Source organism: uncultured Microbacterium sp. (genome assembly GCF_963528945.1).
Lineage (GTDB): Bacteria > Actinomycetota > Actinomycetes > Actinomycetales > Microbacteriaceae > Microbacterium.
On the sequence record NZ_CAURWX010000001.1, the window covers coordinates 195,670 to 210,425 of the forward strand.

A 14,756-nucleotide genomic window follows, 5' to 3' on the forward strand; every position below is an offset into this window, starting at 1 on the left:
GCCGGACGCGTCCGGACGGGCTGTCCCGCGGTGCCAGACTGGAGCATGGCCACCTACACCCACGGACACCACGAGTCCGTGCTCCGCTCGCACAGCGTGCGCGACATCGCGAACTCCGCCGCCTATCTGCGCCCGCACCTCGCGCCCGAGACCCGGATGCTCGACGTCGGTGCCGGACCGGGGAGCATCACCGTCGACTTCGCCCGCCACGTCGCCCACGTCACCGCGACCGAGATCGACGAGGGCGCCCTCGCTCTGTCGCGGGCGCTCGCCGCGGAGCGGGAGATCTCGAACATCTCCTTCTCGGTCGAGGACGTGCATCGGCTGTCCTTCGCGGACCACAGTTTCGACGTGGTGCACGCGCACCAGGTGCTGCAGCACGTCGCCGATCCTGTGCAGGCGCTGCGCGAGATGCGGCGCGTGACGGTGCCCGGCGGGGTGGTGGCGGCGCGCGACGCCGATTACGCGGGGTTCGTGTGGTTCCCGCTCCTGCCCGAGCTCGACGAGTGGCTGCGGCTGTACCGCGCCGCGGCCCGCGCGAACGGCGGGGAACCGGATGCCGGCCGGCGACTGCTCTCCTGGGCGCGCGCGGCGGGCTTCACCGACGTCACCGCGACGGCATCGACGTGGTGCTACGCCACCCCCGACGACCGCGCCTGGTGGGGCGGCATGTGGGCCGACCGCATCCTCGAATCCGCGCTCGCGCGCCAGCTGGTCGACGCGGGCATGGCGACGGGCGACGACCTGCGCGCGATCAGCGACGCCTGGAAGCGCTGGGCGGATGCCGGGGACGGCTGGTACCTCGTGCCGCACGGCGAGATCCTCGCCCGGGCCTGACCGCGGGTCGCCCCGGCATCAGCGGGGATACATCTCTCGACGGACGCGGGCGCTCGCCGCGCTCGCGTAGCGTGGAGGGGTGTTCCGCCCCGTCTCCCGCACCTGGATCGTCGCCGACGTCGTGTGCTCGATCCTCGGGTTCGTGCTCACGGCGGGCATTCCGCTCGTGCCCGGATCGGCGGGCCTCAGCGCCTGGATCGCCGACGGCGTCTCGTCGGCCACCGCCTACGTGCTCGTCGGAGCGGTGGTGTGGGGTGCAGCGGCGATCTCGCGCCTGTCGCCGGCGCTCGCCCTGAGCATCGCCTGGTTCGGTGCGATCGCGCAGATGGCCATGGGGCTTCCGCCGGTGCCGTACGACGCCGCGATCCTCATCGTGCTGTTCGCGACGGCCGCCTGGGGGAGCCGACGGCTGCTGTGGCTCGGCGGGGCATCGGCGCTCGGCGGCGGCCTCATCGGCGGGGTCTACTTCGGCGTGGCCTGGTCGGGCGAGCTCGTCACCGACGCGGCCAGCGCGATGCGCGCGGCCGTGACCGCCGCCCTGCTCGGTTCGGTGTTCGTGCTGGCGATGGTCATGTCGTGGGGCGCCGGCCTGCTGTGGCGCGTGATCGTCGCGGGCAGGGCGACCCAGGTCGCTCGAGCCCAGGCCGAGCTGCTGGCCGCGGAGGAGCAGGAGCGCGTGCGCATCGCGCGCGACATGCACGACATCGTGGCTCATTCGCTCGCCGTGGTCATCGCGCAGGCCGACGGCGCCCGGTACGCCGCGGCGGTGAAACCGGAGATGGCGACCGAGGCGCTCGGCACCATCGCGCAGACCGCGCGCGGCGCCCTCTCCGACGTTCGGATGCTGCTCACCCAGCTGCGGCACCGCCAGGGCGACGGCCCCCAGCCCACCCTCGCCGACCTCGAGACCCTGTTCGGCCAGGTGCGGCAGGCGGGCGTCGACCCCCGCATCACCGTCGACCCCATGCCGCCGGGTGAACCGCCGGCCGCGGTGCAGCTCGCCGTCTACCGCATCCTGCAGGAGGCGCTCACCAATGCGATCCGGCACGGTGACGGCGCGGTCGACGTGCGCCTGTCGTGGCTGCCCGACCGGGTCGACATCGATGTGCGCAATGCGGTGGCCGAAGGCCGCACCGCACCGCTCGGGCAGGGATCGGGCCACGGCGTGATCGGCATGCGCGAGCGGGCTCAGCTCGTCGGTGGCAGCCTGCAGGCCGAGCGCCAGGGAACAGAGTTCCACGTCCACGGCAGCCTCCCGATCGGAGCCCCCTCATGATCCGCGTCGTGCTCGTCGACGACCAGGCGCTGTTCCGCGCCGGCATCCGCATGCTCATCGCCTCGCAGCCCGACCTCGAGGTCGTCGGCGAGGCCGGCGACGGCAGCGAGGCGCTCACCGTCGTCGCGCAGACCCGCCCCGACGTCGTGCTCATGGACATCCGCATGCCCGTGATGGACGGACTGGCCGCAACCGCCGAGATCCTCGCGCGCCCCGATGCCCCGCGCGTGGTCATGCTCACGACCTTCGACCTCGACGAGGCGGCGGCTCGCGCCATCCGCCAGGGCGCCAGCGGATTCCTGCTGAAGGACGCCGATCCGGAGTTCCTGCTCGCCGCGATCCGCACCGTCCACGCCGGGTCGAGCGTGATCGCCGCCTCGGCCACCCGCGAGCTCTTCGCCCATTTCGCCGAGGCGCCGCGTCCGACCCCGCCCTCCTACGACGCGCTCACCGAGCGCGAGCGCGAGATCTTCGCGCTGGCCGCCCGCGGTCTGTCCAACGCCGAGATCGCCGCGCGCGAGTTCCTCAGCGAGGCCACCGTCAAGACGCACATCAGCCGCATCCTCACCAAGCTCGCCCTGCGCGACCGGGTGCAGCTCGTCGTCTTCGCCTTCGAGCACGGGCTCGCCTGAGCATTCACCCCTCCTCCGGGCGGTGCGATGCCACACGCGGATCATCCTGGCGATGTACGCGGATGCATCCGGCGGCCGACGACCCGGCCCGCGCCGCTTCCTAGCGTGGAGGACATGGAGATCACGACCACCGACCTGGGCCTCGCCGCCCGCGTCCAGCACCTGAAGAAGACCTACGGTTCGGGCGAGGGAACCGTGCGCGCGCTCGACGACGTGAGCGTCGGCATCCGTCGCGGGCAGTTCACCGCGATCATGGGCCCGTCGGGCTCGGGCAAGTCGACGCTCATGCACATCATGGCCGGCCTCGACACGCCCACCGAGGGCAAGGCGTTCATCGGCGACACCGAGATCACCGGGCTCGGCGACCTCGAACTCACGATCCTGCGCCGCCGCCGGGTGGGCTTCATCTTCCAGTCGTTCAACCTCGTGCCCACGCTCGATGCGCTCGGCAACATCCTGCTCCCGTTCGAGCTCGACGGCCGTCGGCCCAGCGCGATCGAGCGCGCCCGCATCGACGGTCTCATCGAGACCCTCGGCCTGGGCGCCCGTCTGCGGCACCGGCCGCACCAGCTGTCCGGCGGTCAGCAGCAGCGCGTGGCGATCGCCCGCGCCCTCGCCACCGCCCCCGACCTGGTGTTCGCCGACGAGCCCACCGGCAACCTCGACTCGCAGACGGGCCGAGAGGTGCTCCAGTTGCTCGCCTCGGCCAGTCGCGAGCACGGCCAGTCCATCGCGATGGTGACGCACGATGCGATCGCGGCGAGCCACGCCGACCGCGTGCTCTACCTCGGTGACGGCCGCATCGTCGCCGACCACCCCCGGCAGACCGCCGAGCAGATCTCGGCGTACATGCTCGCTGCCGAGGTGTCGGCATGACCGCCGTCGCCTCGGCCGTCTCGACCGTCGTGCCCGAGACCGCGGCCACCGCGCCACGGCTGGCCTGGCTGCGGGAACGCGGCATGGGGGCGAGCATCCTCGTGGCGGCGCTGTCGGCGGGGTTCGGCGTGGTGCTCGTCGAGGTCACCGCGTTCATCGGCGCCGTGCTGCAGAACGATCCGTTCATCGGCGACAGCGGGACGCTCGCCGTCGTGGTCGCCCTGCTGTCGGTGCTCCTCACCGCCGTCGCGATGTACGTCGCCGCGATCGTGACGGCCAACACCTTCTCGACGATCATCGCGGGCCGCACCCGCCGCATCGCCCTGATGCGTCTGATCGGCGCGACCGCACGGTCGCAGCGCGCCGAGGTCGGACGCCAGGGGATCGTGGTCGGGGTCATCGGGGCGCTCATCGGTCTGGGCGTCGGCGTCGGCCTCTCGGCGATCGGCGTGCAGGTCGGACGGATGCTGATCGACAACGTGCCCGCCGAATTCTCGCTGGCCCAGCCCGCTCTCGTGCTGCCGGCGGTCGGCGTCGCGCTCACGACGTGGCTCGCCGCGTGGGTGGGATCGCGGCGCGTGCTCTCGGTCACGCCGCTGCAGGCGCTCGGGGGCTCGGTCGAGCGCACCCACGACGAGCTCACGGGTGCCGCGCGTCGGCACGTGGGCGCCTGGGTGCTGCTCATCGCGGGTGCGGCGCTGCTGGTCGGCGGGGTGCTGGTCGGGCTCGTCACCCCCCTCGGGGTGGTGGTGGCGTTCTTCGGCGGGCTGCTCTCGTTCACCGGCCTCGCACTCGGGTCGGTGCTGTTCATGCCGCCCGTGCTGCGACTGGTGGGCCGGATGTTCGGGTCGAGCGCGACCGCCCGCCTCGCCGCGGAGAACGCGCTGCGCTACCCCGAACGCTCGTCGCGCATGGCGATCGGCGTGGTGATGGGCGTGACGCTCGTGACGATGTTCGCGGTCGCGCTGGAGTCGGCCAAGCGGCTGATGACGAGCCAGACCACGGAGGAGATCCCGCCGGAGTTCTTCGCGCCGTACGACGCCTTCGCGTCGGTCATGATGGTGCTCGTCGCCGTCTCCGCCGTGATCGCGGCGGTCGGGCTCGTGAACCTCCTGACGATCGGCGTGGTGCAGCGCCGTCGCGAGCTCGGGCTGCTGCGTTCGATCGGGCTCTCGAATCGGCAGGTGCGCCGCATGGTGCTGCTCGAGGCGACGCACATCACCGTCGCCGCGACCCTGACCGGGCTCGTGCTCGGCGTCGCCTACGGGTGGATCGCCGCGCAGTCGCTGCTGGGGTCGGTGCCCGTTCTGCCGGAGTTCACCCCGGCAGGCCTCATCGCGCCCCAGGTGCCGTGGATCCCCGTGGTCGCGATCGTGGCTGCGACCGCGCTGCTCACCCTCGTCGCCGCGGCGACGCCCACCCGGCTCGCGACGCGCGTGGCGCCGGTCGAGGCGCTCGCCGCCGACTGAGCTCCTCGGGCTGGGGCCCTCTCGCGTGAGGGGTCACGACACGCCGCGCGGGAGGGTGCGCATGCGGCGTGTCGTGACCCCTCACCGCGTGCGCGGGCACGCGGTGAGGGCGGGGTACACACATAGGCTGGAGGGATGTCGTCGCCCCTCGATCAGTCCGTCTACCAGGTCCGTCTCGACTGGGGGCTCGCGGGGCTCGAGCGCCTCGCCGACGCCGACGTGGTCGTGATCGTCGACGTGCTCACCTTCTCGACCGCAGTGACCGATGCGGTGGCGGCCGGCTCGACGGTGGCGCTCGCCGATGTCGCCGAGTGGTCGCCCGACTCGGTCGCCCCCGCGCTGGCGGTCACCGCCGACGCGGCGGGTTCGACGGTGCTGGTCGGATGCCTGCGCAACGCCTCGGCCGTGGCCCACGCGATCCAGCGCATCCAGGAGACGCGCCAGCGCCGCACGTCGGTGGCGATCGTGCCGACGGGGGAGCGCGACGCGTCGAACGATGTGCGCTTCACGGTCGAGGATCAGCTCGCGGCCGGAGCGATCGCGGCGGCGCTGACCGACCTTGGCATCGATCACACGGCGCCGGATGCCGCGGTGGCGGCCGAGGGCTTCCGCGCGCTGCGTCGAGCGCTCGGGCACCTCGTCTCGGCGAGCGGCTCCGGTCGCCATCTCGACGACGCTGCGACCGTCGCCGCGTCCGCGCGACTCGACGCGGTCGCCGCGGTGCCGGTGTTCCGCGAGCGCTCCTTCGCCGCCTTCTCCTGATCGCGAGACCGCGATCGTGCGCGGTCACACGGGGCATCTGGGGCGTGTGGTGCGAATCACCGCGGCGGGTCGGGCATCCGTCGGGCGGCGCGCGCGTAGGGTCGGGGCATGAGGTACCTCCCCGCAGTCATCGTCGACGTCGTGCTGGTGCTGGTCTTCGCGGTCATCGGCCGCGCGTCGCATGACGAGGGCCCCGCCGGATTCCTCCTGACCGCCTGGCCGTTCCTGGTGGCGCTGCTGGTGGGCCACGCCCTCGCTGCGCTGCTGCCGTCGCGTCCCCGTCGCCCGTGGTCCGTGGCCTGGGGCGCCGTGGTGTGGGTCGTCACGGTCGCCGGCGGCATGCTGCTGCGTCTCGCGACCGGTGACACGGCGCAGGTGCCGTTCATCATCGTCGCGACGCTCACCCTCGGGGTGCTGCTCGTGGGCTGGCGGGCCGCGGCCGCCCTGCTTCGTCGCCGTCGCACCGCAGCAGCCGACTCGGGCGCACGACCCGACGCGACCGAGACGGCCGAGGGAAGTGCGGAGGCCGAACCCCCGCTCGCCACGGAGGCGTCACCCACGGACACGGGCGATCGGGATCGTGGTCAGCGCGGGGACTGAGCAGCGAGCCGCGTCGCCGCGGTGATCTCGCGTCGAGCCCAGGTGAACAGGTAGCGCTCGTCGAAGCTGCGCGAGCAGGCGGCGCACGAGGTCGGTCGCGTGGGGCGGCGGTGGCGGAACGTCTCGTGGCCCCGCGGGCAGCGGCCGATCCACGGGGCGAGCTCGACGGCGGTCTCGCCGCGGTGCGTGGTGCCGCCGACGTAGCCGAGGTCTCGCGCGGTGCGCTTCCACGCCGGCCCGTGGGCGGCGGTGTGGCCGGCCAGAGCGTGCGCCACCTCGTGCAGGAGCACCTGGTGGATCTCGTCGTCGTCGAATCGCGCCGCCAGGTATCGCGACACCGTGATGCGTTGGCGCGTGTAGTCGCACTGGCCGGCGCGGCGCTTGGCGTTGTCGAAACCGAACGACCAGGAGTCGTCGAGGTGCATCGCGATGAGCGCCTCGGCCCAGACGCGTACCCGGTCGAGATCGGCCATGTGCTCAGACTAAGACATGCCGCCGACACCGCGGCCCGGAGCGCCGGGCGGGGCGCCTCGACGGATCAGCCCGCGACGAGCTCGGTCGTGCGCCGCCGCTCCACCGCGTCGATCGCGAGCAGCGCGACTTCGAGTTCCCGATCTTCCGCTCCGGCCTCCCGGCGCAGGAACAGCGAGCGCTTGAAGCTCTCGCGGGCGGCCTCGTAGTCGCCCGCGTCGAAGGCGTTCTTACCCTGGTGCTGGTGCGCGAACGCGGCCACCGTGATCCAGCCCTGCCCCTCGGCCTCCTCGGCGCAGGCGGCGAGTTCCTGATCGGCGGCGGCGTGGGCGCCGCGGTACTGCAGCACGGTGGCGTGCAGCACGCGCGCCCGCAGCAGATCCTTGCGGGTGCCGGCCATGCGCGCCTGACGCACGGCGGTCTCGGCGAGCGCCAGCGCCTCGTCGAGACGCCCGAGAACCTTCAGCAGCCACACCCGCTCGAGCAGGGCCGGGAGGCTGCGCTGCGTCTCGATCTCCTCGAGGCGCACCGCGCACTCGTCGATGTCGACCAGTTCACGGAGGCTCTCCCGGTCGTATCCCCGGATGAAACTCATTGCTCTCCTTCCGCCGCGTCCCCCGAACAGTCTCTCCCGGGCCGCGACCGACCGGAGTGCGGCACGCCCGCGAGCATCGATCCGGACGTCGGATCAGCGCAGGAAGAGCGACGAGTCGGGTCGCGGCGAGGCCACGGCATCCGCGTCGGTGACCACCGTGGCCCCCTGGGTGAACGCGCGCACCTCCGCACCCCGGGCGATCTTCGCCGGGTGCGGCCCGGCGGCGAGCACGCGGGGGAGCCATGCCGTGGGCAGGGGAGTGGCGGATGCCGCGATCACGAGGTTCCCGAACCGGCGCCCCTTGAGCACCTGGGTGTCGGCGAGCACCGCCGCCTCGGGCAGCACTTCGGCGATGGTGGCGACCTGGCGTCGGGCGAAGGCGAGTCCTGGTCCGTCGGCGACGTTGACGAGCAGGATGCCGCCGGGGGCGAGGAGCTCCGCGACCTCGCGGTAGAACTCGACGCTGGTCAGGTGCGCGGGCGTCTGTGCCCCGGAGTAGACGTCGGACACGACGAGGTCGCACGAGCCGCGCAGCGCGGCGGGCAGCCGGCCCACGCCCTCGCGCGCATCGCCGATGCGGATGCGGATCGACGCCGCGCGCGGCAGCGGAAGGTGCTCACGCACGAGCTGGGCAAGCGGCGCCTCCCACTCGATCACCTGCTGCCGCGAGCCCGGGCGGGTGGCATCGATGTAGCGGGGGATCGTCAACGCCCCGGCGCCGAGGTGCACGGCGGTGAGCGGCCCGTCCGGCAGCTGGTCGATCACGGCGCCCATGCGCACGATGTATTCGAAGTGCAGGTGCGTCGGGTCGTCGAGATCGACGTGCGACTGCGGGGTGCCGTCGACGATGAGCTCGAACCCGGACGTGAACTCCGATGGCACGATGCTCGCGAGCCCGCCGTGGTCGAGCCGCGCCTGCGGATGCTCCGAGTCGCGCTGCCGCATCCGTCCCATGCGTGCGAGCCTACGCGTTCCGTCCCGAGCTCAGCCCCGGCCTCCGGCGCAGGTCTCCTGATCGGCGGTCTGTCCCGAGATGCTCGGGTCGAGCGTGGCGCGCGGGGCCGGAGCATCCGTGGCGGGGGCGTCGGTCGCGGGCGCATCATCGGAGGGGGGCGCATCGGTTCCGTCGGTCGCGCCGGTTCCCGGGTCGACCAGTTCGACGCCGCCGTTGTTCGACGCGTCGCCGGTGATCTGCACCGGCTGGCCGGCGGCGAGAGCGCTCCACAGCGTCTCCGCCGCGTCGTAGTTGGGGATGACGCGGTCGGAGTCGTCGGGGTCGGCGAAGACGGGGTACTGCACGAAGACGAAGTCCTCGAAGGGCACGTCCTTGATCGACAGAGCGAGCTGCGCGATGCGCACGGGGTTGCCCAGCTCGGTGCTGGGGTCGATGTTGTCGACCACCGTGTTCGCGAGGCTCAGCAGCTTGCCCGGGTCGCTCAGCACCTCGTCGCTCATGATCTTCTTCACGAGCCGCGACATGTACTGCTGCTGATTCGACACGCGCGCCATGTCGCTGCCGTCGCCCACGCCGTACCGGGTGCGGATGAACTGCAGGGCTTCGTAGCCCGAGACGGTGCGGGGGCCGGGTTCCCAGTCGAGTGCGGTCTGATCGTCGTGGATGCCCTCGCCGCCGATGCACACCTCGACACCGCCGATGGCGTCGGTCACCTCCATGACGCCGTCGAAGTCGATCTTCGCGGCGAAGGGGATCTCGACCCCGCTCAGGTCGGTGATCGTCTTCGCGATGCACGAGACCCCGGCGTTCTCGTAGATCGAGTTGATCTGCGACTTGTCGGTGGCCGATGCCGTCGATCCGTCGGTGCGGGTGCACTCGGATGTCGGGATCATGAGGTCGCGGGGGAAGGAGACGACGGTCACGGCGCGTGGCTCGGCCGAGACGTGCACGAGGAGGTTGACGTCGTTGAGCACGCCGCCGTCGGCCTCCGAGCAGCGCACGCCGAGAAGCCCGGAAGAGACCTCCCCGCATTCGTCGGTGCCGACAAGCAGCACGCTGAACTCGCCGGGGTAGGCGCTGATCGCCGGTGGCTCGACCTCCGGAGCGTCCTCCAGGGTGACGGCGCCGTCGTTGAGGCGGTTGATGTAGTCGGCTGCCACGAACGCTGCGACCGCGATCAAGGCCGTGAGGAGGACGGCGACGACGATGCCGCCGAGCTTGAGGAATCGGCGCACCGGTCGGGCGGGCGCGGGCGTCGCGTGGCGGGCGACCGGCGTGCGGTCGGAGTCTCGGGCGCGTCCTGGCATCCCGCGAGCATAGCGACGGGCCCGGCGAGGATGCCTGGGAGACCGCCCCGGAAACGATTGTCACAAGCATGTGACGATCGTGTGAACCACTTGCAGGCAATTAGTTAGTCGTGGATACTTATTCGAAAGGGCGAGCACCCACTCGTCCAACCCCCAGGACGTTTCAAAGAGGAGATCCACTGATGCACAAGCGCATTCTTCCGGTCGTGGCGCTCGGCGCCGTGGCTTCGATCGCGCTCGCGGGCTGCGCAGGAGGCAGCGGCGACAACGGCGGCGGAGCAGCAGACGGAGAGGGGCAGGAACTCACCGTCTGGATCATGAAGGGCACCAACCCCGACTCCACCGCCTTCTACGACAAGGTCTCCGAGGCCTTCGAAGAGGAGACCGGCGCCACGGTCAACATCGAGGAGATCCAGTGGGCCGACGCCCACGACCGCTTCGTGACCTCCATCGCCGGCGGTACGACCCCCGACATCGCCGAGACCGGCACCACCTGGACCGCCGAGTTCGCCGACGCCGGCGCGCTCCTCCCGCTCGACGAGTACGTCGACGCCGAAGACGGTCTGCGTGACGACCTGGTCGAGGGCCTGGCGGTCGCCGGCACCTACGACGACGAGCTCTACGGCATGCCGTGGTATGCCGGCGTCCGTTCGCTCGTCTACCGTGCCGACGTCTTCGAGGAGCTCGGCCTCGAGGTCCCCAAGACGTGGGACGACATCGTCGCCGCGGGTGACGCCATCAAGGCGGCCAAGCCCGACATGCTCCCGTTCCCGGTTCCCGGTGACGCCGAGTTCCAGGTCTACCCCTGGGTCTGGGGCGCGGGTGGCGAGGTCGCCACGAAGGACGGCGACACCTGGACCAGCGAGCTCGACAGCACCGAGTCGCAGGCCGGCATCGAGTTCTACACGGGTCTCGCGACCGAGCACGGCTTCTCGTCGGCCGGCGCGACGACCTGGAAGGAGACCGACCTCCGCGACGCCTTCACGCAGGGCAACGTCGCCATGATGCTCTCGGGCTCGTGGACGCCGAAGTCGCTCATCGAGGCCAACCCGGAGCTCGAGGGCAAGATCGGCGCCGCGGTCATCCCGGGCGAGGACGGCGGCATCGCCCCCTCCGTGCTGGGCGGCTCGCACCTCTCCGTCTTCAACACGACCAAGAACGCCGACCTGGCGTGGGAGTTCGTGAAGCTCATGACCACCGGCGAGTTCGCCGAGCAGTGGTCGAACGAGACCGGTTACTTCCCCGGCGTGCAGTCGGCCATGGAAGAGGCCCTCGCCTCGACCGACCCGCTGGTCGCGCCGTTCGCCGAGCAGATGGTCGACGGCGGAGCATCCGTCCCGGTCACGCCGAACTTCGGCGCCGTGCAGGCCAAGAAGACGACCAACTCCATGATCCAGGCCATCCTCAGCGGGCAGAAGGACGTCGCGACCGCGACGAAGGACGCCGCCGCTGAGATGACGGACCTGCTCAACCAGTAAGTAAGGAAGCACTTCCTCCATGTCGATGGTGCAAGCGCCACTGCCGGCCACGAAGACGGAGTCCCCCTCCGTCTCCGTGGCCGGCGGCCGGCCGCGTCGCGGTCTCTCGATCGTCGCGGCCCGCCCCTGGCTCCTCCTCGCGCCCGGGCTGATCATCCTCGCGGTGCTCATGCTCTGGCCGCTCGTCCAGGTGTTCCTCTATTCGCTGCAGGACTACGGTCTGCGCGAGATCAACACCGGGGAGAGCAACTGGATCGGCCTGCAGAACTACGTCGAGGCGCTCACCAACCCGACCCTCTGGACGGTCGTGCTCCCGAACACGGTCGGCTTCGCCGCGGTGGCGGTCTTCGTCACCGTGGCGGTCGGCACGCTGGTCGCGCTGCTGCTCGCCCGACTCGGCACGCTCTGGCGCACCATCGTCTCCAGCTGCATCATGGTCGCGTGGGCGATGCCCGCCGTGACCGGCACCTACGTCTGGACGTTCATCTTCGATGCCGACCGCGGCATCTTCAACAGCGTCCTGCAGGACCTCGGCCTCATCGACGGGGCGGTGAACTGGTTCACCAACCAGTGGTCGTTCTACGCGATCGTGCTGCTGAACGTCGTGCACCACGGCTTCCCGTTCGTGGCGATCACCGTGCTCGCCGGCCTCCTCGGCGTCTCGAAGGAGATGCTCGAGGCCGCAGCGCTCGACGGCGCCGGCGCGTGGCGCCGCTTCTGGAAGATCATCTTCCCGACCCTCAAGCCCGTCTTCTCGGTCGTGATCATCCTGTCGACCATCTGGGACTTCAAGGTCTTCGCGCAGGTGTACCTCATGCCCGGTGGCGGCGGCGGAAACCGCCAGGTGCTGAACCTCGGCGTCTGGTCGTACGTCGAGTCGTTCGGGCAGAACCGCTACGGCTTCGGTGCGGCCCTCGCCGTGCTCCTGACCCTCGTGCTGATCGGCATCACGATCGTGTACATCCGATCGCTCATGAAGGAGGACGAGCTGTGAACCCGAAGCCCCGGCTCCGTTCCCGGATCGGCGTCGGGATCGGCGTCGCCGCCGTCCTGATCTTCACGCTGTTCCCCGTCTACTGGATGGTCTCCAGTGCCCTCGACAAGAAGGCGTCCAGCGGTGGGCAGTCGCTCCTGCCGCAGGAGTTCAGCTTCGACAACTTCGCCTTCGTGCTCACCGAGGGCGGGTTCGGCACCTACCTGCGCAACTCGGCCATCGTGGCCGTGGTCACGGTGCTCGTGAGTGCGCTCGTGTGCCTGCTCGCGGCCGTCGCGGTCGCGCGCTTCCGCTTCAAGTTCCGCACGACGATCCTCATGATGATCCTCGTGGTGCAGATGGTGCCCCTCGAGGCGCTCGTCATCCCGCTGTTCCTCCAGGTCAAGAGCCTGGGTCTGCTCAACAGCATCATCGGCCTCATGGTCGTCTACGTCGCGCTCTCGCTGGCCTTCGGCATCTGGATGCTGCGCGGTTTCGTCGCGGCCGTGCCCGTCGAGCTCGAGGAGGCCGCGTACATCGACGGTGCGAGCTGGTGGCGCATGTTCCGCTCGATCCTGCTGCCTCTGGTGATGCCGGGTCTCGTGGCGACGAGCATCTTCAGCTTCATCACGGCGTGGAACGAGTTCATCTTCGCGATGACGATCCTCGGCGCGCAGACCGATCAGTACACCGTCTCGATCGGCCTGAAGTCGTTCTTCGGCCTCTACGCCAACGACTGGGGCAGCATCATGGCCGCGTCGACGATCATCACGGTGCCCGTCATGATCTTCTTCGTGATCGTGCAGCGTCGCCTCTCCGCCGGCATGGTCGCGGGTGCGGTGAAGGGATGACCGACGAGCTCGAGCGCCTGGCCAACGGCGTGCTCTGGCCGGGCTTCTTCGGCACGACCGCGCCCGCGTGGCTCCGCCGGGAGCTGCGCGACGGTCTGGCCGGCGTGGTGTACTTCGCGCAGAACGTCGGCGACGGCGTCGCCGCCCTCAGTGCCGAGATCCTCGACGCGAACCCGGATGCCCTCATCGGCGTCGACGAGGAGGGCGGCAGTGTCACGCGGCTCGAGTCGGCCGGCGGGTCGACGCTGCCCGGTGCTGCGCAGCTCGGCGCCCTCGACGATGTCACGGCGACCGAGCGCACCGGCGCGGAACTCGCTCGGCGTCTGCGGGCGGCCGGAGCGAACGTCGCGCTCGGTCCCGTGGCCGACGTGAACACCGACCCGCGCAACCCGGTGATCGGTGTGCGTTCGTTCGGCTCCGACCCCGAGCTCGTCGCGCGGCACGTGATCGCCCAGGTCGACGGCATCCAGGACGGTGCCGTCGCGGCCTGCATCAAGCACTTCCCCGGCCACGGCGATACGCACCTCGACTCGCACCACGCCCTGCCGGTGATCGAGCTCGACGTCGAGGAGTACGAGCGCGTGCACCTCGCGCCCTTCCGCGCCGCGATCGACGCGGGGGTCGACACGATCATGACGGCGCACATCGTGGTCCCCGCGTGGGGCGACGAGCCGGCGACCCTCAACCCGCGGGTGCTCGGCACGCTCCGCGACTGGGGTTTCGAGGGCGTCATCATCACCGATGCGCTCGACATGGCCGCGATCCGCGAGACCGTCGGCATCGGCGGGGGAGCGGCGAAGGCCCTCGCCGCGGGAGCCGACCTGCTCTGCATCGGCAACCCCACCAACCCGGGCGACGCGGCCCTCGCCGACCAGGACGAGCGCGACTTCCGCGCCGCACGAGACGGCATCGTCGCAGCGATCCGCGACGGCTCGCTCCCGCGGGAGCGCGTGGAGCAGGCGGCGGCGCGGGTCGCGGCCCTCGCCCGCTCGTTGCGCACCGCCTCCGGCGCGCTGTCGCACGACCCCGCTCCCGTCTTCGACGCGCTCGAGATCGTGCGCCGTGCACTGCGCGTCGTCGGCACTCCGCCGACGGCATCCGTCCTGTCGGTGGTCGACGCGCGACGTCGCTCGACGCTCGCCGTCGACAGTGCGGCCGGCTATGTCTCCGAGGTGCTCGCCGCGGGCGGTCATCGGGTGCGCCTCGATGTCGCGCGCAGCACGGCCGAGGAGCAGGACCGCGCCCTCGACGAGGCCGTCGCCGCCGAGGGCGCGACGGTCATCCTCGTCGATCGACCGGATGCGGATGCCGCGCAGCGCGCCCTGGTGGAGAACGCGGCGCGCCGCGACCCGCAGGCCGTCGTGGTGAACGTGGGGTTGGCCGTGCAGCGGCCGCTGCCCCTGCCCACCATCGAGGTGGGTGCGGCCAGCAGGCTCGGAGCCGCGGCCGCGCGCGAGCGGCTGGTGGGCGCCACCGTCTGAGACGGATGCTGGTGCCTCGGCCCTCGCAGGCCGCTGTTCCTCGACCCCTCCGGGGCTGGGACTCGGTCCCGCGGCGGCCGATACCGAATTGGAATCGATCGGTGACGGCCAAACCCTTGGCATCTTGGAATTTGCTGGGTACGGTCGAGAAATCACCGTGACGGAGCGACGAGGCTCTGCTCACGCGCACCAG

At 71.2% G+C, this 14,756-nt stretch carries 15 protein-coding genes; 11 read left to right on the plus strand and 4 right to left on the minus strand.

The window, feature by feature from the left end; genetic code table 11:
• Window positions 1–45: 45 nt before the first annotated feature.
• From RWS82_RS00840 to RWS82_RS00870, 7 genes are all read left to right on the plus strand, one after another.
• Window positions 46–837: a methyltransferase domain-containing protein gene (locus RWS82_RS00840; protein ID WP_314645891.1), complete on the plus strand. Its 792-nt coding sequence runs from the start codon at window positions 46–48 to the stop codon at window positions 835–837.
• Window positions 838–916: 79 nt separating this feature from the next.
• The gene (locus RWS82_RS00845; RefSeq protein WP_314645893.1) at window positions 917–2,113 is read left to right on the plus strand and encodes a histidine kinase; all 1,197 of its coding nucleotides are present in this window, start codon (window positions 917–919) and stop codon (window positions 2,111–2,113) included.
• Window positions 2,110–2,745 (plus strand): response regulator transcription factor, encoded by a 636-nt coding sequence (locus RWS82_RS00850; RefSeq protein WP_314645895.1) that lies wholly within the window; start codon window positions 2,110–2,112, stop codon window positions 2,743–2,745. Before RWS82_RS00845 ends, RWS82_RS00850 begins: the two co-directional genes overlap by 4 nt.
• A gap of 114 nt (window positions 2,746–2,859) precedes the next feature.
• Window positions 2,860–3,621, plus strand: a complete 762-nt coding sequence (locus RWS82_RS00855) for an ABC transporter ATP-binding protein (protein WP_314645897.1) — start codon at window positions 2,860–2,862, stop codon at window positions 3,619–3,621.
• Entirely contained in the window at window positions 3,618–5,090 is a 1,473-nt protein-coding gene (locus RWS82_RS00860; RefSeq protein WP_314645899.1) for an ABC transporter permease, read from the plus strand. The genes RWS82_RS00855 and RWS82_RS00860 overlap by 4 nt, the downstream gene beginning before the upstream one ends.
• 135 nt (window positions 5,091–5,225) lie before the next feature.
• Window positions 5,226–5,852 carry a 2-phosphosulfolactate phosphatase gene (locus tag RWS82_RS00865; protein ID WP_314645901.1) on the plus strand — a complete coding sequence of 209 codons (627 nt, stop codon included), beginning with the start codon at window positions 5,226–5,228 and terminating at the stop codon, window positions 5,850–5,852.
• Window positions 5,853–5,960: 108 nt separating this feature from the next.
• Window positions 5,961–6,452 carry a DUF3054 domain-containing protein gene (locus tag RWS82_RS00870; RefSeq protein ID WP_314645902.1) on the plus strand — a complete coding sequence of 164 codons (492 nt, stop codon included), beginning with the start codon at window positions 5,961–5,963 and terminating at the stop codon, window positions 6,450–6,452.
• On the opposite strand, the gene RWS82_RS00875 is transcribed toward RWS82_RS00870, so the two are convergent.
• The 4 genes from RWS82_RS00875 to RWS82_RS00890 all read right to left on the minus strand — a co-directional run bounded on the left by RWS82_RS00875 (window position 6,437) and on the right by RWS82_RS00890 (window position 9,780).
• The gene (locus tag RWS82_RS00875) at window positions 6,437–6,925 is read right to left on the minus strand and encodes a SprT-like domain-containing protein (RefSeq protein WP_314645905.1); all 489 of its coding nucleotides are present in this window, start codon (window positions 6,923–6,925) and stop codon (window positions 6,437–6,439) included. The genes RWS82_RS00870 and RWS82_RS00875 overlap by 16 nt on opposite strands.
• A 65-nt stretch (window positions 6,926–6,990) precedes the next feature.
• Window positions 6,991–7,518, minus strand: coding sequence for a hypothetical protein (locus tag RWS82_RS00880; RefSeq protein WP_314645907.1), 528 nt, complete (start codon window positions 7,516–7,518; stop codon window positions 6,991–6,993).
• 93 nt (window positions 7,519–7,611) lie between these two features.
• Window positions 7,612–8,472 carry a fused MFS/spermidine synthase gene (locus RWS82_RS00885; protein ID WP_314645908.1) on the minus strand — a complete coding sequence of 287 codons (861 nt, stop codon included), beginning with the start codon at window positions 8,470–8,472 and terminating at the stop codon, window positions 7,612–7,614.
• 30 nt (window positions 8,473–8,502) lie between these two features.
• Window positions 8,503–9,780: an LCP family protein gene (locus RWS82_RS00890; RefSeq protein WP_314645909.1), complete on the minus strand. Its 1,278-nt coding sequence runs from the start codon at window positions 9,778–9,780 to the stop codon at window positions 8,503–8,505.
• Window positions 9,781–9,962: 182 nt separating this feature from the next.
• Between RWS82_RS00890 and RWS82_RS00895 the strand changes: the two genes are divergently transcribed.
• Genes RWS82_RS00895 through RWS82_RS00910 form a run of 4 tightly spaced genes read left to right on the plus strand, consistent with a single transcriptional unit; the run spans window position 9,963 to window position 14,563 of the window.
• A complete protein-coding gene (locus tag RWS82_RS00895; RefSeq protein ID WP_314645911.1) occupies window positions 9,963–11,258 on the plus strand; it encodes a sugar ABC transporter substrate-binding protein in 1,296 nt (431 codons plus the stop codon).
• Between the two features lie 19 nt (window positions 11,259–11,277).
• Window positions 11,278–12,252 (plus strand): sugar ABC transporter permease, encoded by a 975-nt coding sequence (locus tag RWS82_RS00900; RefSeq protein ID WP_314645913.1) that lies wholly within the window; start codon window positions 11,278–11,280, stop codon window positions 12,250–12,252.
• The gene (locus RWS82_RS00905; RefSeq protein ID WP_314645916.1) at window positions 12,249–13,082 is read left to right on the plus strand and encodes a carbohydrate ABC transporter permease; all 834 of its coding nucleotides are present in this window, start codon (window positions 12,249–12,251) and stop codon (window positions 13,080–13,082) included. The genes RWS82_RS00900 and RWS82_RS00905 overlap by 4 nt, the downstream gene beginning before the upstream one ends.
• Complete coding sequence (locus tag RWS82_RS00910) at window positions 13,079–14,563, plus strand: glycoside hydrolase family 3 N-terminal domain-containing protein (protein WP_314645918.1); 1,485 nt, start codon at window positions 13,079–13,081, stop codon at window positions 14,561–14,563. The genes RWS82_RS00905 and RWS82_RS00910 overlap by 4 nt, the downstream gene beginning before the upstream one ends.
• Window positions 14,564–14,756: the final 193 nt, after the last annotated feature.